At 70.5% G+C, this 23,746-nt stretch carries 25 protein-coding genes; 6 read left to right on the forward strand and 19 right to left on the reverse strand.

Features of this window, described 5'->3' with window-relative positions; translation table 11 throughout:
- The first annotated feature begins 143 nt into the window (after positions 1-143).
- The 5 genes from ABIC78_RS11155 to ABIC78_RS11175 all read left to right on the forward strand — a co-directional run bounded on the left by ABIC78_RS11155 (position 144) and on the right by ABIC78_RS11175 (position 4,672).
- Complete coding sequence (locus ABIC78_RS11155; RefSeq protein WP_354489682.1) at positions 144-1,550, forward strand: helix-turn-helix domain-containing protein; 1,407 nt, start codon at positions 144-146, stop codon at positions 1,548-1,550.
- A gap of 212 nt (positions 1,551-1,762) precedes the next feature.
- Entirely contained in the window at positions 1,763-2,272 is a 510-nt protein-coding gene (locus ABIC78_RS11160) for a GNAT family N-acetyltransferase (RefSeq protein WP_054131932.1), read from the forward strand.
- A 23-nt stretch (positions 2,273-2,295) separates the two neighbouring features.
- Entirely contained in the window at positions 2,296-2,883 is a 588-nt protein-coding gene (locus ABIC78_RS11165) for a DUF1285 domain-containing protein (RefSeq protein ID WP_054131931.1), read from the forward strand.
- Complete coding sequence (locus tag ABIC78_RS11170) at positions 2,880-3,488, forward strand: NUDIX hydrolase (protein ID WP_054131930.1); 609 nt, start codon at positions 2,880-2,882, stop codon at positions 3,486-3,488. Before ABIC78_RS11165 ends, ABIC78_RS11170 begins: the two co-directional genes overlap by 4 nt.
- Positions 3,485-4,672, forward strand: coding sequence for a CCA tRNA nucleotidyltransferase (locus ABIC78_RS11175; RefSeq protein WP_354489685.1), 1,188 nt, complete (start codon positions 3,485-3,487; stop codon positions 4,670-4,672). Before ABIC78_RS11170 ends, ABIC78_RS11175 begins: the two co-directional genes overlap by 4 nt.
- Before the next feature lie 115 nt (positions 4,673-4,787).
- Here the strand turns inward: ABIC78_RS11175 and cobU are convergent, their stop codons facing one another.
- Genes cobU through ABIC78_RS11245 form a run of 14 tightly spaced genes read right to left on the reverse strand, consistent with a single transcriptional unit; the run spans position 4,788 to position 16,465 of the window.
- On the reverse strand, positions 4,788-5,294 hold the full coding sequence (gene cobU, locus ABIC78_RS11180) for a bifunctional adenosylcobinamide kinase/adenosylcobinamide-phosphate guanylyltransferase (RefSeq protein ID WP_354489686.1): 507 nt from the start codon (positions 5,292-5,294) through the stop codon (positions 4,788-4,790).
- Positions 5,287-6,750, reverse strand: a complete 1,464-nt coding sequence (locus tag ABIC78_RS11185; RefSeq protein WP_354489688.1) for a cobyric acid synthase — start codon at positions 6,748-6,750, stop codon at positions 5,287-5,289. The genes cobU and ABIC78_RS11185 overlap by 8 nt, the downstream gene beginning before the upstream one ends.
- Positions 6,751-6,752: 2 nt before the next feature.
- Positions 6,753-7,703 carry an adenosylcobinamide-phosphate synthase CbiB gene (gene cbiB / locus ABIC78_RS11190; protein ID WP_354489690.1) on the reverse strand — a complete coding sequence of 317 codons (951 nt, stop codon included), beginning with the start codon at positions 7,701-7,703 and terminating at the stop codon, positions 6,753-6,755.
- On the reverse strand, positions 7,696-8,673 hold the full coding sequence (locus tag ABIC78_RS11195; protein ID WP_354489810.1) for an aminotransferase class I/II-fold pyridoxal phosphate-dependent enzyme: 978 nt from the start codon (positions 8,671-8,673) through the stop codon (positions 7,696-7,698). The genes cbiB and ABIC78_RS11195 overlap by 8 nt, the downstream gene beginning before the upstream one ends.
- Positions 8,670-9,392: an adenosylcobinamide-GDP ribazoletransferase gene (locus ABIC78_RS11200; protein WP_354489692.1), complete on the reverse strand. Its 723-nt coding sequence runs from the start codon at positions 9,390-9,392 to the stop codon at positions 8,670-8,672. Before ABIC78_RS11200 ends, ABIC78_RS11195 begins: the two co-directional genes overlap by 4 nt.
- Positions 9,389-9,958 (reverse strand): histidine phosphatase family protein, encoded by a 570-nt coding sequence (locus ABIC78_RS11205; protein ID WP_354489693.1) that lies wholly within the window; start codon positions 9,956-9,958, stop codon positions 9,389-9,391. The genes ABIC78_RS11200 and ABIC78_RS11205 overlap by 4 nt, the downstream gene beginning before the upstream one ends.
- A complete protein-coding gene (cobT, locus tag ABIC78_RS11210) occupies positions 9,955-10,995 on the reverse strand; it encodes a nicotinate-nucleotide--dimethylbenzimidazole phosphoribosyltransferase (RefSeq protein WP_354489695.1) in 1,041 nt (346 codons plus the stop codon). The genes ABIC78_RS11205 and cobT overlap by 4 nt, the downstream gene beginning before the upstream one ends.
- The gene (locus ABIC78_RS11215; RefSeq protein ID WP_022677918.1) at positions 10,992-11,399 is read right to left on the reverse strand and encodes a DUF1636 domain-containing protein; all 408 of its coding nucleotides are present in this window, start codon (positions 11,397-11,399) and stop codon (positions 10,992-10,994) included. The genes cobT and ABIC78_RS11215 overlap by 4 nt, the downstream gene beginning before the upstream one ends.
- A 32-nt stretch (positions 11,400-11,431) precedes the next feature.
- A complete protein-coding gene (cobO, locus tag ABIC78_RS11220) occupies positions 11,432-12,037 on the reverse strand; it encodes a cob(I)yrinic acid a,c-diamide adenosyltransferase (protein WP_354489698.1) in 606 nt (201 codons plus the stop codon).
- Positions 12,027-12,791 carry a precorrin-6A synthase (deacetylating) gene (gene cobF, locus ABIC78_RS11225; protein ID WP_354489700.1) on the reverse strand — a complete coding sequence of 255 codons (765 nt, stop codon included), beginning with the start codon at positions 12,789-12,791 and terminating at the stop codon, positions 12,027-12,029. Before cobF ends, cobO begins: the two co-directional genes overlap by 11 nt.
- On the reverse strand, positions 12,788-14,101 hold the full coding sequence (locus ABIC78_RS11230) for a cobyrinic acid a,c-diamide synthase CobB (RefSeq protein WP_354489702.1): 1,314 nt from the start codon (positions 14,099-14,101) through the stop codon (positions 12,788-12,790). The genes cobF and ABIC78_RS11230 overlap by 4 nt, the downstream gene beginning before the upstream one ends.
- Entirely contained in the window at positions 14,098-14,880 is a 783-nt protein-coding gene (gene cobM / locus ABIC78_RS11235; protein ID WP_354489704.1) for a precorrin-4 C(11)-methyltransferase, read from the reverse strand. Before cobM ends, ABIC78_RS11230 begins: the two co-directional genes overlap by 4 nt.
- Positions 14,877-15,254 carry a cobalamin biosynthesis protein gene (locus ABIC78_RS11240; RefSeq protein ID WP_171796636.1) on the reverse strand — a complete coding sequence of 126 codons (378 nt, stop codon included), beginning with the start codon at positions 15,252-15,254 and terminating at the stop codon, positions 14,877-14,879. The genes cobM and ABIC78_RS11240 overlap by 4 nt, the downstream gene beginning before the upstream one ends.
- Before the next feature lie 2 nt (positions 15,255-15,256).
- Positions 15,257-16,465 (reverse strand): bifunctional cobalt-precorrin-7 (C(5))-methyltransferase/cobalt-precorrin-6B (C(15))-methyltransferase, encoded by a 1,209-nt coding sequence (locus ABIC78_RS11245; protein ID WP_054131917.1) that lies wholly within the window; start codon positions 16,463-16,465, stop codon positions 15,257-15,259.
- Here ABIC78_RS11245 and ABIC78_RS11250 point away from each other — a divergent pair.
- Positions 16,464-17,225: a cobalt-precorrin-6A reductase gene (locus ABIC78_RS11250; RefSeq protein WP_354489706.1), complete on the forward strand. Its 762-nt coding sequence runs from the start codon at positions 16,464-16,466 to the stop codon at positions 17,223-17,225. The two genes, ABIC78_RS11245 and ABIC78_RS11250, sit on opposite strands and share 2 nt — an antisense overlap.
- Here ABIC78_RS11250 and cobJ read toward each other — a convergent pair.
- Genes cobJ through cobN form a run of 5 tightly spaced genes read right to left on the reverse strand, consistent with a single transcriptional unit; the run spans position 17,189 to position 23,732 of the window.
- Positions 17,189-17,950, reverse strand: a complete 762-nt coding sequence (gene cobJ / locus ABIC78_RS11255) for a precorrin-3B C(17)-methyltransferase (protein WP_354489707.1) — start codon at positions 17,948-17,950, stop codon at positions 17,189-17,191. The genes ABIC78_RS11250 and cobJ overlap by 37 nt on opposite strands.
- Entirely contained in the window at positions 17,947-18,699 is a 753-nt protein-coding gene (cobI, locus tag ABIC78_RS11260; RefSeq protein ID WP_354489709.1) for a precorrin-2 C(20)-methyltransferase, read from the reverse strand. Before cobI ends, cobJ begins: the two co-directional genes overlap by 4 nt.
- Positions 18,696-19,325 (reverse strand): precorrin-8X methylmutase, encoded by a 630-nt coding sequence (locus ABIC78_RS11265; RefSeq protein ID WP_354489711.1) that lies wholly within the window; start codon positions 19,323-19,325, stop codon positions 18,696-18,698. Before ABIC78_RS11265 ends, cobI begins: the two co-directional genes overlap by 4 nt.
- Positions 19,309-20,469 (reverse strand): ferredoxin-like domain-containing protein, encoded by a 1,161-nt coding sequence (locus ABIC78_RS11270; RefSeq protein ID WP_354489713.1) that lies wholly within the window; start codon positions 20,467-20,469, stop codon positions 19,309-19,311. Before ABIC78_RS11270 ends, ABIC78_RS11265 begins: the two co-directional genes overlap by 17 nt.
- Positions 20,466-23,732 carry a cobaltochelatase subunit CobN gene (cobN, locus tag ABIC78_RS11275; protein ID WP_354489715.1) on the reverse strand — a complete coding sequence of 1,089 codons (3,267 nt, stop codon included), beginning with the start codon at positions 23,730-23,732 and terminating at the stop codon, positions 20,466-20,468. Before cobN ends, ABIC78_RS11270 begins: the two co-directional genes overlap by 4 nt.
- Positions 23,733-23,746: the final 14 nt, after the last annotated feature.

Consider the following 23,746-nt stretch of genomic DNA (forward strand, 5'->3'; position numbering starts at 1 on the left):
TGTGCCCCTTCCGCTATACGATGGTGTTTCGTTGCACCCGGAATAGGTCGGCATGATGCACTGCGGAATGTGCTGCGGGGTCTTGTTGTCAAACTTTACAGGTTTCGCTTGTAAAGTTGTGCAGGCATGACAAGAATGGCGCCATGGCCCGCCCTGCAGCTCCTTCCCGCCCGCTTTACCTTGGCCCCCGCATCAAGCGCCTGCGCCGCGAACTGGGGCTGACACAACAGGCCATGGCCGAGGACATGGGCGTTTCGCCCAGCTACATCGCGCTGATCGAGCGCAACCAGCGCCCGCTGACCGCCGACCTGCTGCTGCGCCTGGCCGCGACCTATCGGCTCGACATGGCCGACCTTGCCGCGCAAGACCGCGACGACCACGCCCGCCGCCTGGCCGAGGCGCTGCGCGATCCGCTGTTTGCCGAGATCGACCTGCCCGCGCTGGAAGTGGCAGACCTTGCCAGCAGCTTTCCCGGCATGACCGAGGCGATGCTGCGCCTGCACGGCGCCTATGCCCGCGCCGGCCAGGCCCTGGCCGAAGGACGCGAGGCGGCTGGCGCCACGCCCTCGGCCGATCCGGTGGGTGAGGCGCGGCGCTTTCTGGCCGCGCGTGGGCACTGGTTTGCCGGCATCGAAACCCGGGCAGAAGCACTGAGCGCCGAGATCGAGACGGCCGGCGGCGGCGCCGAATGGCTGCGCCGCAATGGCCTGCGCGTGCGTGCCATGCCGGCCAGCGTGATGATGGGCGCCCTGGCGCGCTATGACCGGCACAACGAACAGTTGCTGCTCGACGAATGCCTGGGGCCACAGCGCCGCGCCTGGCAGATCGCGCTGCACATCGCCTATACCAGCCTACGCCCCGATATTGCCGCGATCGTGCGCGGGGAAAGCTTCGCCAGCGCAACGGCGGCGCAACTGGTCCGCCGCGCCTTGGCCGAACTGGGCGCAGCGGCCGTGCTCATGCCCTATGACCGCTTTGCCCGCGCCGCCCAGGCGCAGGGCTATGACGTGCAGGGCCTAGCCGATCTGTTCGGCGTGGAATGGCAGCAGGCCGCGTTGCGCCTGGCCACGCTGACCAAGCCGGGCCAGGAAGGTGTGCCATTCTTCCTGGTGGAACTCGATAGCGCCGGCAACGTGGTCCGGCGCATCGATGGCGCGGGCTTTTCCTTTGCCGCGCAGGGTGGCGGCTGCCCGCTGTGGAGCCTGCACCAGGCCTTTGCCCGCCCCGGCGAGGTGCTGACCCAGTGGCTGGAAATGCCCCATGGCGATCGCTTCTTCTCGATCGCGCGCACGATCGATATCTCCACCGGCCCAGGCCTGCCGCCAGTGCGCCGCGCCATGGCCCTGGTCTGCCCGGCCCAGGCCGCCCCGCGCCTGGCGGCGGCACGGGGCGTCGATCCGCAAACCGCCGCGGCAACGCCGGTGGGCGTAACCTGCCGCCTATGCCAGCGCGCGGAATGCCCGGCCCGCGCCCAGCCCCCGCTGGGCCGCGAAATCCTGCCCGACGATTATCGCCGCGCGGCCGTGCCCTTCGTCTTTAGCGAAAGCTGAGCGCAACGCCGAAATAGCCCCCTCATCTTCAGAGGAGGGGGTTGGGGGTAGTGGAATGCTGAACCGACGCGCGTGGCATCCACCACCCCCCAGCCCCCTCCTCTGAAGATGAGGGGGAGCATGTAGCTTCCCCCCACCCCCCAATCGTTTGACCCCCCGCCCCCCGGCCGCTATCGGCCCGGCACGTTTCACGATTCCCAAGGCGCCCGTTCTTGTCCACGATCATTCCCCTGGCCGATGTCGATCCGCAACTGGTTGAAGAGCTGCTCGATGCCGCGTTCGAGCCGGAGCGTCGCCAGCGCACCGCCTATCGCCTGCGCGAGGGGATCGATTGCCTGCCTGGCCTGTCGTTTGCCGCGCTGGACGATGAAGACATGCTGGCCGGCACGATCCAGTGCTGGCCCGTCGCGCTGACCACGCCCGAGGGGCGCCGCGTGCCGATGATCATGGTTGGCCCGGTGGCCGTCATGCCCGGCCAGCAGGGGCGCGGCTATGGCAAGGCGCTGGTCACCGCCAGCCTGACCGCGATCGATCCACGGGCGCCGCTGCCCCAGGTGATGATCGGCGATCCGGAATACTACGAACGCTTTTTCGGCTTCAGCAACGCGCACACCGCTGGCTGGCAGTTGCCCGGGCCGTTTGATCAGCATCGCCTGCTGTGCCGCACGGCCAACCCTGCCGTCCTTCCGGGCGAAGGCATGCTGGGGCCTTGGCGGGGCTGATCAAGTCTGGCAGGGCTCAGCCTGTGCCTTACGAACCTCCCCCCGAACTGGCCGGCCTTTCGCTCAGCGAGATCGCCGCGCTCGCGCAAAGCCGCCGCCTGCCCCCGCTCGATCAGTGGAACCCTGCGCACAGCGGGGAAAGCCACATGCGCATCACCGCCGATGGCAGCTGGCTGCATGAAGGCAGCCCGATCACCCGCCCGGCGATGGTCCGCGCCTTTGCCTCGCTGCTGCTGCGCGACGAGGACGGCCAGCACTGGCTGGTCACCCCGCACGAGCGCCTGGCCATCGCAGTGGATGATGCTGCGTTGGTGGCGATCGACATGGAAGTGCGCCACGATCCAGCCACTGGCGAGGCCGTGCTGGCATTCCGCCTCAACACCGATGACGTGGTGCTGTGCGGTCCCGATCACCCCCTGCGCGTGGCCGGCACGGCAGAGCTGCCGGCATTCTACCTCGCGGTGCGCCACGGGATCGCGGCGCGCCTCAACCGCAGCACCTATGGCCAGCTGATCGCCCACGCGCTGGAGGTTTCGCCCGCCGCAGACCAGCCGCACGGCCTGATGGTAGAAAGCCGGGGCGCACGTTTTCCGCTGGTTCCGGCGCCATGAACGCGGCGCTGTTCGACCGTCTGTCCGCGCTGCACCGCGCCGGGCATGAAGGGCCGGCACCCGATCTGATCGCCGATTGGCGCGTGGTGCCCGATGGCCTGCGCCCGGCCGCCGTGCTGATCGCCGTAACCGACCGTGTCGATCATCCCGATGGCCCGGGCGTGCTGTTGATCCATCGCCCCAGCCACATGCGTGCCCATCCCGGCCAGGCCGCCTTTCCCGGCGGCAAGATCGAACCGGGCGAAACCCCGGTAGAGGCGGCCCTGCGCGAGGCGAACGAGGAACTGGGCATCGATCCGGCCATGGTGCGCGTGATCGGTCCGACCGATCGCTATCGCACCGGCACGGGGTATGACATTACCCCGGTCCTTGCCGTGGTGCCGCCCGACCTGCCGCTGCAACCCAACCCGGCCGAGGTGGCCGGCTGGTTCGAACCGCCGCTGTCGCTGCTGCTGGATCGACGCGGCCACGACTGGATCGAGGCGGAATGGAACGGCCGGCGCGGCCGCACGATCGAAATCCTGTGGCAGGGGCACCGCATCTGGGGCGTGACCGCCGCGATCATCGCCAACCTTGCCAAGCGCATGCAATGGCCCGACGCATGAACACCACTGTCCTGCCCCCTGCCCCCTGGACCACGCGCGAAGACCTGGCCGGCCTGGTTGCAGCGCTCGATCCCGACGGCGCGGGCCTGTGCCGCTATGTCGGCGGCGCGGTGCGCGACACGCTGCTGGGCCTTGACGTCAAAGACATCGACATGGCCACCCCGCACCTGCCCGAGGAAACGCAGGCGCTGCTGAAAGCCGCCGGCATCCGCCAAGTGCCCACTGGCCTCGCCCATGGCACGATCACTGCCGTGCTGCCCGGCGGCCCGGTGGAGATCACCACCCTGCGGCGCGACGTGTCGACCGATGGGCGCCACGCCACTGTCGCCTTTTCGCGCGAATGGCAGGAAGACGCGGCGCGGCGCGATTTCACGATCAACGCGCTCTACGCCGATCCGCGCACGCTGGAGGTGAGCGACTATTTCGGCGGGCTGGATGATCTGGCCAGCCGCACGCTGCGCTTCATCGGCGCGGCCGACCAGCGCATCCGCGAGGATTACCTGCGCATCCTGCGCTATTTCCGCTTCCAGGCGCGATTCGGCTCGCTGCCGGCCGATCCTGCGGCCGAGGCAGCCTGCGCGGCGCTGGCGCCGGGGATGAAGGGCCTGTCGCGCGAACGCGTGGCCAGCGAATTGCTCGGCCTGCTCGCACTGCCCGATCCGGCCGCGACGGTGGCGCGCATGGCGCAGCTGGGCGTGCTGGCGCAAGTCTTGCCCGAGGCCGACCCAGCCGCCCTGCCCGCGCTGATTGCGGCAGAGGCAAAGGCGGGCCAAGCCCCCGATGCCCTGCGCCGCATGGCCGCGCTGCTGCCCGCCGATCCGCCCGTGGTGGAACAGGTCGCCGCGCGGCTGCGCCTCTCGATCGCGCAGCGCAAGTGCCTGGTTGCCGCCGCCGCGCGCAGCCCGCTCGATGCACTGCGCCCGCCACGCGCGATGGCCTATGAACTGGGCCGGGACGAGGCGATCGACCGCCTGCTGCTGGCCGGACGCGATATTGCCGACCTGTCTGGCTGGACCGTACCGCGCCTGCCGCTCAAGGGCGGGCAGATCGTGGCACGCGGCGTTGGCGCCGGGCCAGATGTGGCCCGCATCCTGCGCGCGGTAGAGGCGCGCTGGGTGGCCGAAGGCTTTCCCGACGAAGCGCGCGTGATGCAACTGCTCGACGAAGAGCTGGCCAAAAACTGACCACTTTCTCCCCATCCTCTTTAGAGGAGGGGGTCGGGGGGTGGTGGAAATCTCGCGCCAGACACCGCACCACCCCCAACCCCCTCCTCTGAAGAGGATGGGGCTTTTTCCCATTCTATTTCAACTTCACTGGCAGCCCGGCGGAGACCAGCACGGCCTCGTCACACACCGCCGCCATGCGCTGGTTCGCCCAGCCCGCCTCGTCGCGAAAGCGCCGCGCCAGGGCATTGTCGGGCACGATGCCCTGGCCCACTTCGTTGCTGACCAGGATGACCAGCCCGGCCGCCCCGGCCACGGCGCGTTCCAGATCATCGAGCGCGGCGGCGATATCGCGCTCTGCCAGCATCAGGTTGCTGAGCCACAGCGTCAGGCAATCGACCAGCAGCACGCGATCGGGGGCGGCATGGGTGGCGATCGCGTGGGGCAGGTCGAGCAGCGCATCGACGGTTTGCCAGCGGCCATCGCGCTCTGCCTGGTGGCGGGCGATACGCGCGGTCATTTCCTCGTCAAAGGCCTGGGCCGTGGCGATGTAGCGCGGCGCCAGCCCGCTATTCTCGGCACGCTGCTGGGCATAGCGGCTCTTGCCCGATCGTGCCCCCCCGATCACGAACAGGCTAGGCATCGCTAGCCTCCCGCGCCAGGGCCAGCAGACCATCGATATCGAGATGCTGCTCCAACCGGGCGGCGATCGCGTCGAGTGCTGCGTCGACCACGGTGGCATGGTCCGCCCCATTGGATACTCCGCCGATCCAGCCGAGCAGCGCACCACGCAGCGCCGGCCCGCCCAGCGCGCCATGGACATAGCTGCCCATGACCTGCCCGCCCGCGTCGATCGCGCCATCAGGCCTGTCACCATCGAGCAGTGCAAAGGGCCGCGCGCAATCGGGACCATCGGTTTGGCCCATGTGCATCTCGAAACCGGCAAACGCCTGGCCCAGCGCCTGCCCCGCCACCTGGCGCAGCGCCTTGTGCGCGGTGAGCACGGTGGTCACGTCGAGCAGGCCCAGCCCGGCCATTTCGCCCGCTGGCCCCTCGATGCCATGGGGATCGGCCACGGTCTTGCCCAGCATCTGGTATCCCCCGCAAATGCCCAGGATGCGCCCGCCACGGCGGTGATGGGCAAGGATATCGATATCCCAGCCTTGCGCGCGCAGTGCAGCGAGATCGGCCAGCGTGGCCTTCGATCCTGGCAGCACGATCAGCGCGCAATCGGGCGGGATCGGCTGGCCCGGCGGCACCATCACCAGTTCCACCCCGCTTTCGCCTTTCAGCGGATCGAGATCATCGAAATTGGCAATGCGCGGCAGGATCGGGCAGGCAATCCGCAGCGCGCCCGCGCGCAACGGGGCATGGCGTTCCAGCACCACGGCGTCTTCGCTCGGCAGGCGCGCGCTTTCCGCCAGCCACGGCACCACGCCAAACCCGCGCCAGCCCGAAAGCGCGGCAATTTGCTGATAGCCATCGGCAAAAAGCGCGGGATCACCCCGGAACTTGTTGATGATAAAGCCCCGGATCATGGCCGCGTCAGCCGGATCGAGCACGGCCCGCGTACCCACCAGCGCGGCAATGACCCCGCCCCGGTCGATATCGCCGACCAAGACCACCGGCACCCGCGCCGCGCGGGCAAAGCCCATGTTGGCAATATCACCGGCGCGCAGGTTGATTTCCGCTGGTGAGCCTGCCCCTTCCACCACCACCACATCGGCCTGCGCGCGCAACCGCTGCCAACTGGCCATGACATCGGGCAGCAGCGCCGCGCGGCCCATGCGAAAATTGCCGCCGCCCAGCGTGCCCCGCACCCGGCCATGCACCACCAGTTGCGAGGTGTGATCCGCCTGCGGCTTGAGCAGCACCGGATTCATGTCGGTATGCGGCGCGGCACGGCAGGCCAGGGCCTGCAGCGCCTGGGCCCGGCCGATTTCCCCTCCATCGCTGGTGACAGCGGCATTGTTCGACATGTTCTGCGGCTTGAACGGCAAGACGCGCAGGCCCCGGTTGGCGAGCGCGCGGCACAGCCCTGCCACCAGCACCGATTTGCCCACGTCAGACCCGGTGCCCTGCACCATCAATGCGCCCATCGTCATCCCTTCCATACCACCACCGCGCCCAGCGCCACCGCGATCAACAGCGCGCAGGCCCGCCTATAGAGCCGCAGCGCCGGCGCCACATCGCGCGCATCGGCCGCAGCGCGCCCCTGCCCGATCCAGTCCTTGGCCACGGCCACGCCATCATAGACCACCGGTCCGGCCAGCCGCAGGCCCAGCGCCCCGGCCATCGCCGCTTCGGTCCACCCCGCATTGGGCGAGGCATGCCGGCCATGATCGCGCCACAGCACCGCCCAGCCGCCACCGCCCGCCAGGCACAGCAAGACCGCGCCCAGCCGCGCCGGCAGCAGGTTCAGCGCATCGTCCAGCCGCGCCGCCGCCCAGCCGAACGGCCCCCACGGCGCCTCGCGATGGCCGATCAGGCTGTCGGCAGTGTTGATCGCCTTGTAAGCCCACAGCCCCGGCAGGCCGGCCAAGACCATCCAGAACAGCGGCGCCGCCACCCCATCGCAAAAGCTTTCGGCCAGACTTTCGATCGCCGCGCGGGCCACCCCGGCGCGGTCGAGCGTGGCAGTATCGCGGCCCACGATCATCGCCACGGCGCGCCGCGCGCCGGCAAGATCATCGCGCGCCAGGGCCAGCTCCACGGGCCGCACGTGATCGTGCAGGCTGCGCAGGGCCAGGCCTGGCCAGGCCAGCAGGCCGATGACGATCCACGCCCAGCCGCCGGCAAGCCAGGTTGCCAGGGCCTGGAGCGCGCCCGAGAGGCCAATCGCCACGGCCAGCAGCACCAGCACGGTCAGCATGCCCATGGCGCGGCGGCACCCCGCGCTCCACTGCGGGCGATTGCCAAGGCGCGCGCACCAGCCGATCACGCGGGCAAAGCCGCCCACCGGATGGCCTAGGCGCGCATAGAGCGCCGCTGGCCAGCCGAGCGCGAGATCGAGCGCCAGCGCGAGTGCCAGGGCAGCGAGCGTTTCACCCATGGCTGGGCAAGGCCTGCACCAGCCGCGCCAGACCTGCAGCATCGCCTGGCAGGCCGAGCCGCAACCAATCCGGCTGATCGGCAAACGGCCGCGTCAGGATATGCTGCTGCGCCAGATGGGCGAATAGGCCGGCCCCGTTCACGCCGCGCACCAGGCGAAACAGCGGGCAGGCCCCGGCAACGGTATAGCCCATGGCCCGCAGCGCCGCGTCCAGGCGTGCCGCCCGCTTCGGCAAGGCGTCGCGCATATCCGCGATCCAGGTGCCATCGCGATAGGCCGCCTGGCCCACAGCCAACGCCGCCGCGCACAGCGGCCAGGCCCCCAGCCGCGCCCGCAACGCCGCCAACAGCGCGCGCGGCCCCAGCACAAAGCCCAGGCGCAGGCCCGCCAGGCCAAAGAACTTGCCGAACGAGCGGAAGATCACCAGCCGCCGCGCATCGGCAATGTCGCCGGCCAGGCTGGCTTGCGGGTGCGCGTCGGCAAAGGCTTCATCCAGCAAGAGCCAGCCATGATCCCCGCGCCGGTGCAGCAATTCGCGCAGCATCGGCGGCGTCAACAGGCGGCCATCGGGGTTGTTGGGATTGGCCAGGACCAGGCTGGCGCCATCGGCGCTTTCCGGGTCGGCCACCGCCACGCTGGCGCGCAGCATCTCGACATGGGTGCGATAGCCCGGCACGGCATGGCAGCCCGTGCCACCGATCAGATCGCCAATCAGCCGCAGCCCGATCTCGGTGCCAGGCACCGCGCAGACTTGAGCGGCCGCGCAGCCAAAGTGCGCTGCCGCGGCCTGCTCCAGGCCGCGCAGCGCGCTTTCATCGGGCAGGGGCTGCCAATCCACCGCCGCCGCTACCGCCCCGGCGTGGGGCCAGGGGCACGGGTTGATCCCGGTGGACAGGTCCAGCCAAGGCCCATCACCAAACTGCGCGCGCGCCGCCGCCAGCCCGCCGCCATGCCAGGTGAAGCGGTTCAGCCCCACAACCGCCCCGCAATGCATAAGGCCAGCAATAGAACGGTTTCGTTCCATTCGATGCCGGCACCATGGCCATCGCCGGAAATCCCGCCGATCCGCACCTTGAGCCACCAGCCCCACAGCGCCATGCCCGGCACCGCGACCAGCAAGGCCGGATACCACCAGGCGGCCAGCGCCAGCGCCCCGGCCCACAGCGCCAGATCGCGGCGGCGCACCACATCGGCAAAACGCGCACCCAGCCCGGCGTGCAAGGGCGGCAGCCAGCGCGCCCAAGCGAGCGGGCCAAGGCGCGCAGCGAAAGGCACCCAGACGATGCCCGCCACCATGCCCTGCGCCACCAGCGCATGGAGCAGCACCAGCTTGGCCATGAGTTGCATCACCACCGCCACCACGCCAAAGCTGCCGACGTGCGGATCGGCCAGCACCGCCAGCAACCGCGCGCGATCGCGATGGGCAGCGCCGCTGGCATCGGCCAGATCGGCCAGGCCATCGAGATGCAGCGCGCCCGTCACGGCCACCCATGCCATCAGGCCGGCCATCGCCCCAATCCACGGATCGAGCCACCCACCAGCCCAGGCCGCCCCGGCCACGCAGCCACCCACGATCACGCCCACGGCGGGAAACCACCGCATCGAGGCGGCAAAATCGCCAACCTCAGCAGCCACGCGCGGCATGGGCAGGCGGGTGAGGAACTGCGTGGCCAGGACCAATCCCTTCACGTCGCCAGCCCCACGATCTGCGCTGTAGGCCGCTCGCCGGGCCAAACCCGCAGGCTGAGCAGCGCGGCATAGGGGAGGTCAAACGCCCAGGCCTGTTCCGACACGAACCCGCACAGCACGGTGAGCGCGGCACGCATCGCGCCACCGTGCGTCACCACCAGGGTATCGCTGCCGGGCAGATCGGCCAGCGCTGCCGCTACCCGCGCGCGCAGCGCCGACCAGCGCTCTCCCCCCGGCGGGGCATGGGCATCGGGATCGATCCAGAATGCAGTCAGGGCCGCGCAGCTCACTTGCGCCGGGGCGAGACCATCCCATGCGCCGAAATCCAGCTCGCGCCAGCGCCGGTCCAGCTGCACCGGCAGGGCGCGCGGGGCGGCAATGGCCTGGGCAGCAGCAGCACAGCGCCGCAGGTCCGATGCCACGATGCCGGCAAAATCCACGCTTTGCGCCCGCTGCGTACAGGCAGCCAGGCCAGCAGCCGTGGGCGCCATGTCGTCGTGGCCCAGCAAGAGCCCAGGCGTGGCCGGCGCGCCGTGGCGCAACAGATGCAACAGGAAGCCGCTCACGCCTGCCCTTCCGCGCCCGCTGCCACGCCCGATGCCACGCCGGCCTGGGCAAAGGTTGCCATCTGGTCGTGCGCGGCAAGCGCGGCGCGGATCACCCCTACGGCCACCGCAGCGCCGCTGCCCTCGCCCAGCCGCATGCCCAGGTTGAGCAGCGGCACCAGCCCCAGCCGCGCCAGCAGGCGCACATGCCCCGGTTCGGCCGAACAGTGCCCGGCCAGGCAATGATCGACGATGCCCGGTGCCACCACCGCCAGTGGCGCCAGGGCAGCACAGGTGATGAAGCCATCGAGCACCACCGGAACGCGCAAGGCCCGCGCGCGCAACACCGCGCCAGCCATCGCCGCAATCTCTCGTCCGCCCAGCCGGCGCAGGGTTTCGAACGGGGTGTGCGGCGCGTCGGCATGGAAGGCCAGCGCCTGGGCGATCACCGCAACCTTGCGCGCCACGCCGGCGGCATCGAGCCCGGTGCCCGGCCCGGCCCACTCCGCCGCGCTGCCCCCCAGGCTGAGGGCGCAGAGCGCGGCAGCGGCCGTGGTATTGCCGATGCCCATTTCACCCAGCGTCAGGATATCAAGATCGGACGTAACCACCGCGGCACCGGCGTTGAGCGCCGCCAGGCATTCCGCCTCGGTCATCGCCGGGGCGCAGGTGAAATCGGCGGTGGGACGATCAAGATCGAGCGGCACCACCATCAACTCAAGGCCGGCAACGCCCGCCAGCGCATTGATCGCCGCGCCCCCGGCGGCAAAGTTGGCCACCATGGCGGCGGTCACGCTGGTGGGAAAGGCGCTGACGCCATGCACCATAAAGCCATGGTTGCCGGCAAAGATCGCCGTGCGCCCGCGCGCGATCACCGGGCGTTCGCGCCCTTGCCAGCCGGCCATGAACACGGCGATGTCTTCCAGCCGGCCCAGCGATCCGGGCGGCTTCGTCAGGTCATCCTGCCGCGCCCGCGCTGCGGCGGCCGCCGCAGCATCGGGCATGGCCAGATCGGCAAGCGCCGCATCGAACGCGGCCGGAGAAGCAAACGCGCTCATGCCGCGACGAACCCGGCTGGCGGGGTGCGGCTGATGAAATGGCCTTTCACCCCTTGCGGCCATTCCTTGAACGGCACGCGCCCATGCTCGCTTTGCGCATAGGCGGCGGCATAATCGAGGATTGCCGTGGCGGCCGCTTCGTCCGCGTCAAAACGGCCGAGAACATAGCCCACCTTGCCCGGCGCGCGCAGGTGCACGGTGCAGTGGTCCTTGCAGGCAAACAGGCAGGCCATTTCCTGCACGGCAATCCCGGCATAGCGCGCATCGCCCTGCTGCACCGTGCGCAGCGCCGCCAAAAGCCGCGCACCACCGCGCTGGCCCTGGTCATCCTCGCGCAGGTCGGCGCTCAACCGGCAGGTGTTGCAGGCCACCACGGCGGGGCCATCGTCAACGGGGGTAAGCATGGGGGAAATCCTTGTGATGCAAACGGAACATGTCAGAACTCGATACCCGCCTGGGCTTTCACCCCGGCGCGGAACGGATGCTTGATCTGGGCCATTTCGGTGACGAGATCGGCCGCCGCGATCAGTTCGTCGCGCGCGTTGCGGCCCGTCACGATCACGTGCTTCATCGGCGGGCGCGCGGTCAGCACGGCCAGCACCTCGTCGAGCGGCAGATAGTCATAGCGCAGCACGATGTTGAGTTCGTCGGCCAGGACCATGGCATAGGCCGGATCGGCGATCATGCGCTTGACCTCGTCCCAGGCGGCGCGGGCCACGGCCACATCGCGCGCGCGGTCCTGCGTGTCCCAGGTAAAGCCTTCGCCCATCGGCTTGAAATCGACGTGGGCGGGAAAGGCATCGAACACGGCCTTTTCGCCGGTGGTCATCGCGCCCTTGACGAACTGCACCACGCCCACGCGCTGGCCATGGCCGATGGCGCGCACCACCATGCCCATGGCCGCAGTGGTCTTGCCCTTGCCCTTGCCGGTATGGACGATCAGCAGGCCCTTTTCCTGGGTCTTGGTGGCCATGATCTTGTCACGCGCGGCCTGTTTCTTGCGCATCTTGTCGGCGTGGCGCGCGTCTTCATCAGCTTGCATCGGCCGTTTCCCTTTTCAGCAGATAGATGTCCATGATCCAGCCATGCTGCGCGCGCAGCGCGGCACGGCGGGCGAGAATACGCGGGCCCACCGCCGCCAGCGGGCCATGCTCCAGCGCCTGGTGCGCCATGCCCAGGTATGCGCCCCACCAGATGGTGATGCCCGCAGGGTCCAGCGCGGCAAACGCACCGCCGGCATCAAGCATCACGACGAGATGATCAGCCCCCACCGGCCAGCCATGGGTGCGCAGCAGGCGGCCGGTGGTGATCATCACCGGCCCGGCCAGCGGATTGAGCGGGATGGCGTGGGCGGCGGTCAGCGCCGCGATGCTGGTGATCCCCGGCACGACCTGCACCGCGAGGGCCGCACCCTGCCCCATCAGCCGCGCCGCGATGCGCAGGCTGCTGTCATAGAGCGCGGGATCGCCCCACACCAACAGCGCGGCGCGGCCGCCCTGCGGCAGGGCTTGCGCCAAGGTTGCCTGCCACACCCGCGCGATGGCGTCATGCCAGGCATCCACTGCCGCCGCATAGTCGCCCGCGCCATCGCGAAGCGGCATGGCAAATTCGACGAACGGTACGGCCCGCGTCAGCACCGTCGCGCAGATCGTGCGGCGCAGATCGATCAGCCCGGCCTTGTCCGCGCCCTTGTTGGGCAGCAGAATCACGTCTGCGCCATTGATCGCGCGCACCGCCGCCAGGGTAAGGTGATCGGGGTTGCCGGTGCCGATCCCTATAAGATCGAGCTGGATCACACGGCCCCCGCAATCATGTGGAAGAACGTGCCCGTCACCTGCCCGCGCCGCGATCCGCTTTCCGCCACGGCCGCGCCGGTGGCATCGACCACCGTGGCCAGTGGCGCATCGCCTTGGGCCAGGATGGTGCAATAGTGGAATTCGTGGCCGCGCAGCGCGGTGCCGGCCGCCATGCTGCCCACCGGCGCCAGCAGCCGGGCCGCGCGATAGCCCAGGTGCAGGCGCCGCTGGGCATGGCTGGTTTCCAGGGCCAGCAGCCCGGCCATGGCGTGGCGCGCGCCGGCCTTGTCGACCAGGCCCTGGCCCAGCACCATGTAGCCGCCGCATTCGCCGTGCACCGGGCGGGTCTGCGCGTGGCGGCGCAGGCCCGCCAGGAATGTCCCCGCCGCCGCGATCGCCCCGGCATGCAGCTCGGGATAGCCGCCGGGCAGCCAGACGAGATCGGCATCGGCCGGCGGCGCTTCATCGGCGAGCGGCGAGAACGGCAGGATCTGCGCGCCAGCCGCCTGCCAGCCGTGCAACAGGTGGGGATAGAGAAACGAGAATGCCGCGTCGCGCGCCACGGCAAGCCGCTGCGCCGGGGGCGGCGGCAGCGCGGCTGATGCGGTGGGCGGGGCGCCCATTGCGCGCGCCGCTGCAACCAGCGCTGCCATATCGACATGATCGCGCATGAAGGTGGCCAGATCATCCAGGCGGGCGGGCAGATCGGGATGCTCCACCGCCTGGACCAGGCCCAGGTGCCGCTCTGGCAGACCAAGGTCTGCGCGGCGCGGCAGGGCGCCCAGCACCGGCATGCCGATCGCCGTCATGCCGGCGCGCAGCAAGCTTTCATGGCGCGGGCTTGCCACCTTGTTGAGGATGACGCCGGCCACCGGCAGCGCGGGATTGAACCGCGCAAAGCCCAGCGCCGTTGCCGCCGCCGATTGCGCCTGGCCCGAGGCATCGAGCACCAGGATCACCGGCCAGCCCAGCCGGCGCGCCACATCGGCACTGGCGCCGTTGCCGGTGGCGCCCACGCTGGCCACGCCATCGAACAGGCCCATCGATCCTTCGGCCAGGGCCAGATCGGCGCCACCGGCCTGGCTTGCCAGGGCATCGATCAGGCCAGGCGCCATGGCCCAGCTGTCGAGGTTGAACGAGGCGCGCGCGCAAGCCGCCTGGTGAAACGCCGGATCAATATAGTCCGGCCCGTTCTTGAATGGCTGCACCGCCAGCCCCTGGCCATGCAGCGCGCGCAGCAGGCCCAGCATCAGCGTGGTCTTGCCCGCACCCGAACTGGGCGCGGCGATCATCAGGCCCGGCACGCTCATGCCCGCGCCCCGCCGCTTTCGCCGCCATGCTGCGGGCGAAAGCGCCGATCATAATCGGCGGCATAGAGGCTGCTTTCGACAAAATCAGTAGCGCCCAACACGCGGCCGACCAGGATCAGCGCGGTGCGCTCCATCGTGCCGGCCACGGCGGCCTCCACGCTGTCCAGGGTGGCGCGCACCACGCGCTGATCGGGCCAACTGGCGCGCGACACCACCGCCACCGGGCAATCGCCGCCATAATCGGGCAGCAGATCGGCCACCACTTGCGCCAGGTTGTGGATCGACAGGTGAATGGCGAGCGTCGCGCCGGTCTGGGCAAAGGCCACCAGGTTTTCGCGCGGTGGCATCGCACTGGCCCGGCCCGGCGTTCGGGTCAGCACCACCGACTGGCCCAGCGCGGGCAGCGTCAGTTCGCTTTCCAGTGCGGCGGCGGCGGCGGCAAAGGCGGGGACGCCGGGCGTGATGGTGAAGGGAATGCCTAGCGCCCGTAAGGCCCGCAGTTGCTCGCCCAGCGCAGACCACACCGACAGATCGCCCGAATGCAGCCGCGCCACATCGTGGCCAGCGGCATGGGCCTGGATGATGTGGTCCATGATCTGGTCAAGCGAGAGAGGCGCCGTGTTCACGATGTGCGCGCCGGGCGGGCAGTGGGCGAGCAGCGCGGTGGGCACCAGCGACCCGGCATAGAGGCACACCGGGCACGCGGCGATACGATCGCGCCCGCGCAAGGTGATGAGATCGGGCGCGCCGGGGCCGGCGCCGACAAAATGGACCGTCATTGTTCAATTTCCTGGGCATGGCCCTGAGCAAGGGCACACGTGGCCATGCGATCGGGCGATATCTGGCGGTGGCACAGCAACTGCGCGCCCGGCCCCGCTGCGGCCAGCGCGGCTGCCTCGGCCAGGCTGCCGGTGCCGCGCGTGCGCAGGCTGGCGGCAGATTGCGTGGCCGTGCCGCAGCGCTGCACGGCATCGGCCGCCAAAGGGATCAGCGGCAGGCCCAGCGCGCGCGCCAGCGGCGCCACAGCCGGGGCCTTGTCTGCCGCCGTGGCCAGATGGGTGGCGGCGGGCAGTCCTTCCTGCGCCAGGGCAAAGGCCGCGCGCAGAGCAGCAAGCGGGGCGCCCGCGCGAAAGCCCAGGCCGGCGACAATCATGGTCATCGCACCACGCTCCACTGCACGATCGGATAGCGCGCCTTCCAGCCATGCCGCGTGCCGAGTGGCGCGGCGTCGGCCAGTTCGATCCGCAACAGGCTGCCGCCAACGCGGCCATACCAGGCGGTAAGCAGGGCTTCGGATTCCAACGTCACGGCATTGGCGAGCAGCCGCGTGCCGGCCGGCAGCCGCGCCCATAGCGCATCGAGCAGCGCGGCCGACAGCCCGCCGCCGATGAACACCGCATCGGGCGGCGGATCATCGGGCAGGCACGCCGGCGCGCGGCCGGTGATCACGCGCAGGCGATCCACGCCCAGTGCCCCGGCATTGCCGCGCACGCGGGCGGCACGCTGCGGATCGGCCTCGATCGCCACGGCGCGGTTGGCGGGATGGGCCAGCAGCCATTCGATGCCGACAGAGCCAGAGCCGGCGCCGATATCCCAGAGCAGTTCACCCGCGCGTGGCGCCAGCGCCGCCAGGGTGAGCGCGCGCACGGCTGACTTGGTGATCTGGCCATCGGCGGCGAACAGCGCATCGGGCCGTCCGGGCGTGAGCGGCAGAGCCAGCCCCTGCCCGGCAACGACAATGCCCACCGCCACCGGATGGGCGACATCGCCAAGGGCAAAAGCCTGCGCCTCAAAGCAACGCACCCGCTCGCGCGGGCCGCCCAGCGCTTCGAGCACGCATAGCGTGCTGGCGCCAAAGCCCAGCGCGACGAGATAGGCTGCCAGGTCTGCCACCGCCGCGCCATCGCGCAACAGGGCAATCACGCGCTGGCCGGGCGCGAGATGCGGACGCATGCGCGCCAGCGGCGCGGCGTGGAGGCCCAGGCACGCGCAATCCTGCACTGCCCAGCCCAGGCGCGCCGCCGCCAGGGAAAACGTCGATGGCTGCGGATGGGCCAGCCATTCGTGCGGCGCGAGGTGGGTGATGACACTGCTGCCGGCACCGAACCAGAATGGATCACCCGATGCGAGCATCGCCACACGGCGCCCACGCAAAGCGAGCAATTGGGCGACACCATCGGCAAAGGGCACTGGCCATTCCACCGCCTTGGCCTTAAGCGAGCCCAGCAAGGCCAGATGGCGCGGCGGGCCGATCACCACCTCGGCCTCGTCCAGTTCGGCCAAGGCCACCGGGGACAGGCCGTCGCGGCCGTTTTCGCCAAGGCCGATGATCGTCAACCATGCGCGCAAAGGGGTATCAGCCATGGCCAATGTCCTGCTGCTGGGCGGAACGAGCGAGGCCAGCGCGCTGGCCCGCCTGCTTGCCGCGCAAGGCATTGCCGCCCGGTTGAGCTATGCCGGGCGCACCCACGCCCCGCTGGCGCAGCCCCTGCCCACGCGGATCGGCGGCTTTGGCGGCGTGGCCGGGCTGGCCGCCTATCTGCGCGAGGAAGGCATCACCCACCTGGTCGATGCCACCCATCCCTTTGCCGCGCAGATCAGCGCCCATGCCATCGCCGCCGCCGCGCAGGCCGGGGTGCCGCTTATCGCGCTTACCCGCCCGGCCTGGCAGGGCCAGCCACAAGACCGCTGGACCATGGTGCCAGACGTGGCCGGCGCCGTAGCGGCCCTCGCTGGCCCGGCGCGGCGTGTGATGCTGGCGTTGGGGCGGCTGCACGTGGCCGATTTCCTCGCCCAGCCGCAGCATGACTATCTGCTGCGCTTTGTCGACGCGCCGCCCGCACCGCCGCTGTTGCCGCGCCATCGCCTGGTGGTGGACCGGGGGCCGTTCACTGTGGCGGGCGATCTGGCGCTGCTGCGCGACCAGGCGATCGGCGTGGTGGTATGCAAGAACGCCGGCGGCAGCGGCGCGCAGGCCAAGCTGATCGCCGCGCGCGCGCTGGGCCTGCCGGTGATCATGATCGACCGGCCGTTCATCCCGCCGCGCCACGAAGTCCACGATTCGGCGCAAGTGCTTGACTGGATCGCTCATGCCAGCACCCCGCCCGCGCTGCGCGGGGTGTAAAGCAGCGGGCCGGCGGCACGCGCCACGATCCGCGTCTGGCTCGATCCCACGATGACCACGGTGCGCATGTCGGCCATCTCGGGCACCGCCTGCGCCAGCGAGACGATGCGCAGGTCTTCCTGCGGGGTGGAGACGGCGCGGGCAAACAGGGTCGGCCGCTGCGGGCCGCAGCATGTGCGCAGCAATTCCAGCGCGCGGGCAAGGCCATCTGGCCGTGCGCGCGAGCGCGGATTGTAGAGCGCCATGGCAAAATCCGCTTCTGCCGCCAGGCGCAGACGCCGCGCGATCATGTCCCACGGCTTGAGATTGTCAGAGAGGTTGATCGCGCAGAAATCGTGGCCCAGCGGCGCCCCGGCGCGCGCGGCGGCGGCGAGCATGGCGGTAATGCCCGGCAGCACCTCGATCGCGACATCGTCCCACGCTTGCGGGCCGCTTTCCAACACCTCGAACACGGCGGCGGCCATGGCGAATACGCCGGGATCGCCCGATGAGACCAGCACCACCCGGCGCCCTTGCGCAGCCAAGTCAAGCGCATCAGCAGCGCGCTCCCGCTCCACCCGGTTGTCCGATGGATGCAGCACCAGGCCGGGGCGCGGCGCCACACGCGCGACATAGGGGATATAGCCCAGCACATCGGTGGCGGCATCGAGTGCCGCGCGCACCTGCGGGGTGATCATCGCTTCGCTGCCCGGGCCGAGCCCGGCGATCGCCAATGTGCCGCTCATGGCCGGCGCCCCTGGCCGTGGATCAACAGGATCGAGAAATAGGGCGTGACGGCCTGGGCCTCACCCAGCGGCGTAACCCGCTGGCCGGGCATGGCGGCATGTTCCACCAGCCAAGCCTCCCCCTCGCGTCCCGCAGCAGCCACGGCGCGGCGCAGCTTGGCCAGGTGACGGCCGATCTTCATCACCACCAGGGCATCGGTATCGCGGATGCGGCGGGTCAGTTCCGCCTCGGACAGGGTCGCCATGGCGACGGTGAGCACATCATCGCCCCAGGTGATGGGCACGCCGGTGGCATTCCACGCGCCCGCCATCCCGGTGATGCCCGGCACCACCTGCACCGGCACCTGCCCCGCCAGGCGGCTGTGCAGGTGCATGAACGAGCCATAGAAAAACGGATCGCCCTCGCACAGCACGACCACGTCTTCGCCGCTGCGGGCCAGATCGGCCAAGCGCACGGTACACGCGGCATAGAACGCGGCGAGACATGCGTTGTAGCGCGGATCGCTGACCGGGATTTCGGTGGTGACGGGGTATTCCATGGGAATTTCCACGGCATCGGCGCGCAGCAGGTCTGCCGCGATGCGCCGCGCCTGGCCCGGCCGCCCGGCCTTGCGAAAATAAGCGATGTGGCGCGTGTCGCGCACCAGCCGATCGGCGCGCACGCTCAACAGGTCGGGCGCGCCGGGGCCAAGGCCGACACCGTGGACCGTGCCGATCGGGCCAACTGGTGCAAGGACTGGCGCGCTCATTCCGCGTCGCTCGCCAAGGCGTTGATCGCGGCCACGGTGATCGCGCTGCCGCCCAGGCGCCCTTCGACGATGCAACACGGCACGCCGTGCCACGCCCACAGCGCGGCCTTGGATTCGGCCGCGCCGACAAAGCCGACCGGGCAGCCGATGATCGCGGCCGGGCGCGGGCAGGCTGGGTCTTCCAGCATGGTCAGCAGGTGGAACAGCGCGGTGGGCGCATTGCCGATCGCCACCACGCTGCCGGCCAGGTGCGGGCGCCACAGCTCCAGCGCGGCGGCAGAGCGGGTGTTGCCCATGGCCTGGGCCAGGGCTGGCACCGCCGGATCATGCAGCGTGCACAGCACTGGATTGGCCGCAGGCAGGCGCGCACGGGTAACGCCTTCCGACACCATGCGCGCATCGCACAGGATCGGCGCCCCCGTGCGCAACGCGGCGCGCGCCGCCGTGGCGAAATCGGCGGAAAAGCGAATGTGCGGCGCCAGGTCCACCATGCCCGCCGCATGGATCATGCGCACCGCCACTGGCTCTTCGGCAGGCGAAAAGCGCGCCAGATCGGCCTCTGCCCGGATCATGGCGAAAGACTGGCGATAGATGGCCGCGCCATCGGTTTCATAGACATGGGGCATTGGGCAGCTCCGCACTGGGGCAACTTGCAAACTGGTCGAGCACTTGCTGGGCGGTGAGCGGCGCCTGGCACGGCGGCGCGCCGGCGGCGGCATCACGCGCAAGGTCGAACCGGCCATCGGCGCGGCCGGTGAGCACAAGATCGGTGGCGCGGGTGCAGGCGCAGCCCTTGGCACAGCCCGATACGTGCAGCGTGCCGCGCACATGCGGCGCCAGGGCGATGGCAAGATCGCGCGTGGGCACATGCGCCTGCGGGCAGGCCGGCGCGCCGGGGCATGCTTCCACCCGCAGCAGCGGATCGGCCGGATCGGCAATCAGGCCGGACACGGCATCGCCGCCGGCGCCTTCCACCACCAGCAGGCGCCAGGGCGTGATGCGCAGCGCTTGGGCGCCGGGTTCGGCCAGCGCCGCGTCCAGCACCGGCGCTGCAACCCGGCCGAATGGCGCGCCATGCACCATGCCGAGCGCGCAAGGCCCTGGCCGCCAGGCCGGCGCCAACGCCGCTGGAAGATCCTGCCCAGCCGCCCACGCAGGCAGCGGGGCATGATGGCGCGCCATGCGCCCTTGCCCGCCGCTTTGCACGAACCAGCGGGCCAGTGCGATCAGTCCATCAACCTCTGCCCCGGGCGCCAAGGCCACGCCATGGGCGCGCCCAGCCGCGCGCAGGATCAGGCCACCATGGCTGCTGCGCTCGACCCGGAAATCGCCCGGCTCTGCCAGCAAGACCGGCGCCGCGCCGGCATCGATCACGAACCCGGCCTTGGCCGGCAGCGCGGGCAGTTCATCCAGCCGGGCAAGCAAGGCCTGGGCGATGCGCTGCGTGTCATCGCCATCGCGCCAGCCGGGCGCCACCAGCAGGTTGCGCCGCGCCTCTGCCAGCGGATCGGCATCGACCAGGCCCAGCGCCAGCAGATCAGCCAGCGCAGCCTGCCAACCCGCGTGATCGAGCCCGCGCAGTTGCAGGTTGCCCCGCCGCGACACATCGATCAAGCCATTGCCATGCTGGACGGCCAGCGCGCATACCGCTTGCGCAGCATCGCGAGATAGGCGCGCCAGGCGCGGCTTGATCCGCAGCAACAGGCCATCACCCGCCGCCATCGGGCGCCAGGCATCGGGGCACCAGCCCGCCACGCGAAAGCCGCTCATGCCCTGCCCCTGGCGTAATCGGCCAGATCGGCAAGAATGGCATTGCGCCGCGTGGGCCACAGGCCAGCGGCATGCAGCGCGGCAAAGCCGTGCTGCATCGCGGCTAGGGCGCCGGGGTTCTCGCGCGCCAGGAATGCGCGCACGGCAGCATCGCCCAAGGTGGCCTGGTAATAGAGATCAAACAGCTGCGGCGGCACACTGCCGGGGGCAAGGTGGGCAAAGGCGCCCAGATGATCGAGCGTGGCAGCCAGTTCTGCCCCGCCGCGAAAGCCATGGCGCATCATGCCGGCGATCCAGCCGGGATGGGCAGCACGGGCGCGCACCACGCGGGCCAGTTCCTCGCCCAAGGGCCGCGCCACGGGCCGCGCGGGGTCGCGGTTGTCGAGGTGATAGAGCGCTGCCTTGCCCCCGGCCACGCCCTGCGCGGCGGCAAACCCGGCCTCGTGCGCGGCATAGTCTGCGGCGAGCAGCAGATCGGTTTCAGGCAGATCCTGCGCGTGAACAAACGCCCCGGCCCGCGCCACACGGACGCGCAGGCCAGCCAGGTCGGGCTGCGCCGCGCCGGTATCAAACGCGTGGTCCGATGCGGCCAGCCAGGCTTCACCCGCCGCGCGGCGGCCGGCGGCGTCATAGCTTTGCGCCGCCTGCCCCATGCCCAGGCCATAGCGCCCCGGCGCCGGGCCATAGACCCGCGCACCTGGCGCCTTGCCGACAAACGGGTTCCACTCCAGCGGCTCGTCGCGCGCCGCCAGGGCGCGCACCGCCTGCCCGAACAGCACCGGCAGCAGCGGAAAGGCATCGCGCAGCAGGCCCGAAATACGCAGCGTCACATCCAGACGCGGGTGATCGAGCCGAGCGATCGGCAGAATCTCGATCCCCGTCACCCGTTGCGAGGCGGCATCCCATTCCGGCCGCGCGCCCAACAGGTGCAGCGCCATGGCAAATTCCTCGCCACCGGTGCGCATCGTGGCCGAACCCCACAGGTCCACCACCAGGGCACGGGGATAATCGCCGTGATCCTGCAGATGGCGGCGCACCAGTTCCTGCGCCAGCACCACCCCTTGCGCATGGGCGGCGCGGCTTGGCACGGCGCGCGGATCGACGGCATAGAGATTGCGCCCGGTGGGCAGCACATCCGCCCGGCCGCGCCACGGCGATCCGGCCGGCCCCGCCGTAACCCGGCGCCCGTCGAGCGCGGCCAGCACACCATCGCGCTCTGCCCCGCCCTGCGGGCCGCGGCCGAATATGTGCAGGCCATCGCCATACTGGCTGTCCTTCACATCGCAGACAAAGCGGTCGATCCGGGCAATCGCCTCGGCCGGGGTGGCGGCGGGATCGATGCCCAGCTCTGCCTCAAGCCCCAGCGCCTGCGCCTGCGCGCGGATGGCCACGATCAGCCGGTCGCGCCGCGCCGGATCAAGGCCCACCGCGCCGGAAAACTCGTCGAGCAGCGACTCCAGCCCAGCCAGGCCCGCGCCGCTTTCCGTGCGCCGCAGCGGCGGCGGCATGTGGCCCAGCGTGACCGCGCCGATGCGGCGCTTGGCCTGCGCCGCCTCGCCCGGATCGTTGACGATGAAGGGATAGATCACCGGCACGCTGCCGATCAGCGCCTCGGGCCAGCAGGCATCTGACAGCGCGACGGCCTTGCCCGGCAGCCATTCCAGCGTGCCATGCGCGCCCATGTGCAGCAGGGCATCGATCCCTTGCGCCCGCAGCCACAGATAGAAGGCGACATAGCCATGGCGCGGGCAGCGCGACAGATCGTGATAGGCTTCGTCGCGCCCGACCAGATCGCCGCGTTCGGGCTGCAACGCCACCAGCGCTTGCCCCGCGCGCAACGCGGCAAAGTGGAATGCGCCATCGCGAACCGCCGGATCATCCTCTGGCGCGCCCCAGCTTTGTGCCAGATCGGTTCGCAGCGCAGCCGGCAGCTGCGCCAGCGCGGCGCGATAGGCTTCCAGCGGAAACCCCAGCGTCTCACGGCCAAGCCGGTGGGCCAGGTCACCGGGCGGCGCAACTGCATACCCGGCCTGGGCCAGATCGGCGAGCAACGCTGTAGTAGAGGCCAAGGCATCGAGGCCCACCGCATGGGCCATGGCATGCGCCTTGCCCGGATAGGTTGACAGCACCAAGGCCAGGCGCCGCTGCGCCACGGGGCGCCGGGCCAGCGCGATCCAGCCAGCCACCCGCGCCACGATGGCGTCGATCCGCGCCGGATCGGGCCGGTGCATGTGGCGGGCAAAGCCGAGATCGGCATCCTGCGCGCAGGGTTCCTTGAAACTGGCGACGCCGGCAAACAGCAGCCCGTCAATCTCTGGCAAAACGACATGCATGGCCAGGTCTGCCGGCGCCAGGCCCCGCGCGGCGCCTGCCCAGCTTTCGCGCGTGCCGGTGGCCAATGCCACCTGGAACACCGGCACGCCGGCCAAGTCCAGCGGGCTATGCCCGGCATCGTCACGCGCGGAAAAGGCCGTGGCATTGATGATCGCGGCCGGGCGCAGCCGGCCGAGTTCTGCCGCCGCCACCGCGCGCGATTGTGGTTCCTTGAGCGAGGTGACGTAAAGCCCCTGCGCAGCCAGGCCTGCTTCCTCCAGCGCGGTGATCAGAGCGGTTACCGGCGCAACATCGCGCGCGGTGAGATAGGCGCGGTAGAACACGACCAGCACCAGCGGGCGCGCGGCGTCCACCGCCTTGCCATGGGGATGCCACAGGCCCGCCGCCGGCAGCGGCGCCACCGGCGCGGCCAGCGCGGTTGCGTTCAGCGCCAGCCCGCCCGCCTGTGCCAGTGTCACTAGCGCGCGATGGGCAGCATCGGCCCCGCCCGCCTCGCACAGCACGGCCAGATCACGCAGGGTTTCGCACGGCAGAGTAGAGGCTTCGTCCAGCTGCGGATCGGCCCGCCCATCAGCCGGCAGCACCGCCAGCGCCACGCCGCGCGCGCGCGCCAGGGCCGCCACCTGCCCCAGGCCATAGCGCCACCACGAAACCCCGCCGATCAGGCGGATCAGCATCGCCCGCGCGCCAACCAGCGTGCGATCGATATAGGTATCGACCGACAAGGGATGTTCCAGCGCGGCCAGATTGGCCAGGCGCAGCAGCGGGAACGCCGGATCGGCCTGACGGGCCAGGTGCCAGCCAGCGGCAAAAGCGCCCAGGTCGCTGTCGGAAAACGACAGGACGACGAGCGGCGCCGGCGCCTGCCCCAGATCCTGGGGCACGGCCATTTCCTCAAGCCCGTGGCTTTCGCGGAAGATGACGTGCATGGGGGGTGCCGCCG

The sequence above is a fragment of the Novosphingobium sp. 1529 genome (assembly GCF_040544855.1).
Classification (GTDB): Bacteria; Pseudomonadota; Alphaproteobacteria; order Sphingomonadales; family Sphingomonadaceae; genus Novosphingobium; species Novosphingobium capsulatum.

Bases quoted from the DNA above. Each gene is read 5' to 3' on its own strand.
- ABIC78_RS11230 (WP_354489702.1), bottom strand. From the start codon at position 14,101: ATGAGCGTGCCGGGCCTGATGATCGCCGCGCCCAGTTCGGGTGCGGGC.
- cobN (WP_354489715.1), bottom strand. From the start codon at position 23,732: ATGCACGTCATCTTCCGCGAAAGCCACGGGCTTGAGGAAATGGCCGTG.
- ABIC78_RS11240 (WP_171796636.1), bottom strand. From the start codon at position 15,254: ATGATTGTCGCCGGCCTGGGCTTTCGCGCGGGCGCCCCGCTTGCTGCT.
- cobJ (WP_354489707.1), bottom strand. From the start codon at position 17,950: ATGAGCGGCACATTGGCGATCGCCGGGCTCGGCCCGGGCAGCGAAGCG.
- ABIC78_RS11245 (WP_054131917.1), bottom strand. From the start codon at position 16,465: ATGGCTGATACCCCTTTGCGCGCATGGTTGACGATCATCGGCCTTGGC.
- cbiB (WP_354489690.1), bottom strand. From the start codon at position 7,703: ATGGGTGAAACGCTCGCTGCCCTGGCACTCGCGCTGGCGCTCGATCTC.
- cobU (WP_354489686.1), bottom strand. From the start codon at position 5,294: ATGCCTAGCCTGTTCGTGATCGGGGGGGCACGATCGGGCAAGAGCCGC.
- ABIC78_RS11250 (WP_354489706.1), top strand. From the start codon at position 16,464: ATGGCCAATGTCCTGCTGCTGGGCGGAACGAGCGAGGCCAGCGCGCTG.
- cobM (WP_354489704.1), bottom strand. From the start codon at position 14,880: ATGACGGTCCATTTTGTCGGCGCCGGCCCCGGCGCGCCCGATCTCATC.
- cobT (WP_354489695.1), bottom strand. From the start codon at position 10,995: ATGAGCGCGTTTGCTTCTCCGGCCGCGTTCGATGCGGCGCTTGCCGAT.
- cobI (WP_354489709.1), bottom strand. From the start codon at position 18,699: ATGAGCGCGCCAGTCCTTGCACCAGTTGGCCCGATCGGCACGGTCCAC.
- ABIC78_RS11270 (WP_354489713.1), bottom strand. From the start codon at position 20,469: ATGAGCGGCTTTCGCGTGGCGGGCTGGTGCCCCGATGCCTGGCGCCCG.
- ABIC78_RS11155 (WP_354489682.1), top strand. From the start codon at position 144: ATGGCCCGCCCTGCAGCTCCTTCCCGCCCGCTTTACCTTGGCCCCCGC.
- ABIC78_RS11215 (WP_022677918.1), bottom strand. From the start codon at position 11,399: ATGCTTACCCCCGTTGACGATGGCCCCGCCGTGGTGGCCTGCAACACC.
- ABIC78_RS11175 (WP_354489685.1), top strand. From the start codon at position 3,485: ATGAACACCACTGTCCTGCCCCCTGCCCCCTGGACCACGCGCGAAGAC.
- cobO (WP_354489698.1), bottom strand. From the start codon at position 12,037: ATGCAAGCTGATGAAGACGCGCGCCACGCCGACAAGATGCGCAAGAAA.
- ABIC78_RS11170 (WP_054131930.1), top strand. From the start codon at position 2,880: ATGAACGCGGCGCTGTTCGACCGTCTGTCCGCGCTGCACCGCGCCGGG.
- ABIC78_RS11185 (WP_354489688.1), bottom strand. From the start codon at position 6,750: ATGGGCGCATTGATGGTGCAGGGCACCGGGTCTGACGTGGGCAAATCG.
- ABIC78_RS11265 (WP_354489711.1), bottom strand. From the start codon at position 19,325: ATGCCCCATGTCTATGAAACCGATGGCGCGGCCATCTATCGCCAGTCT.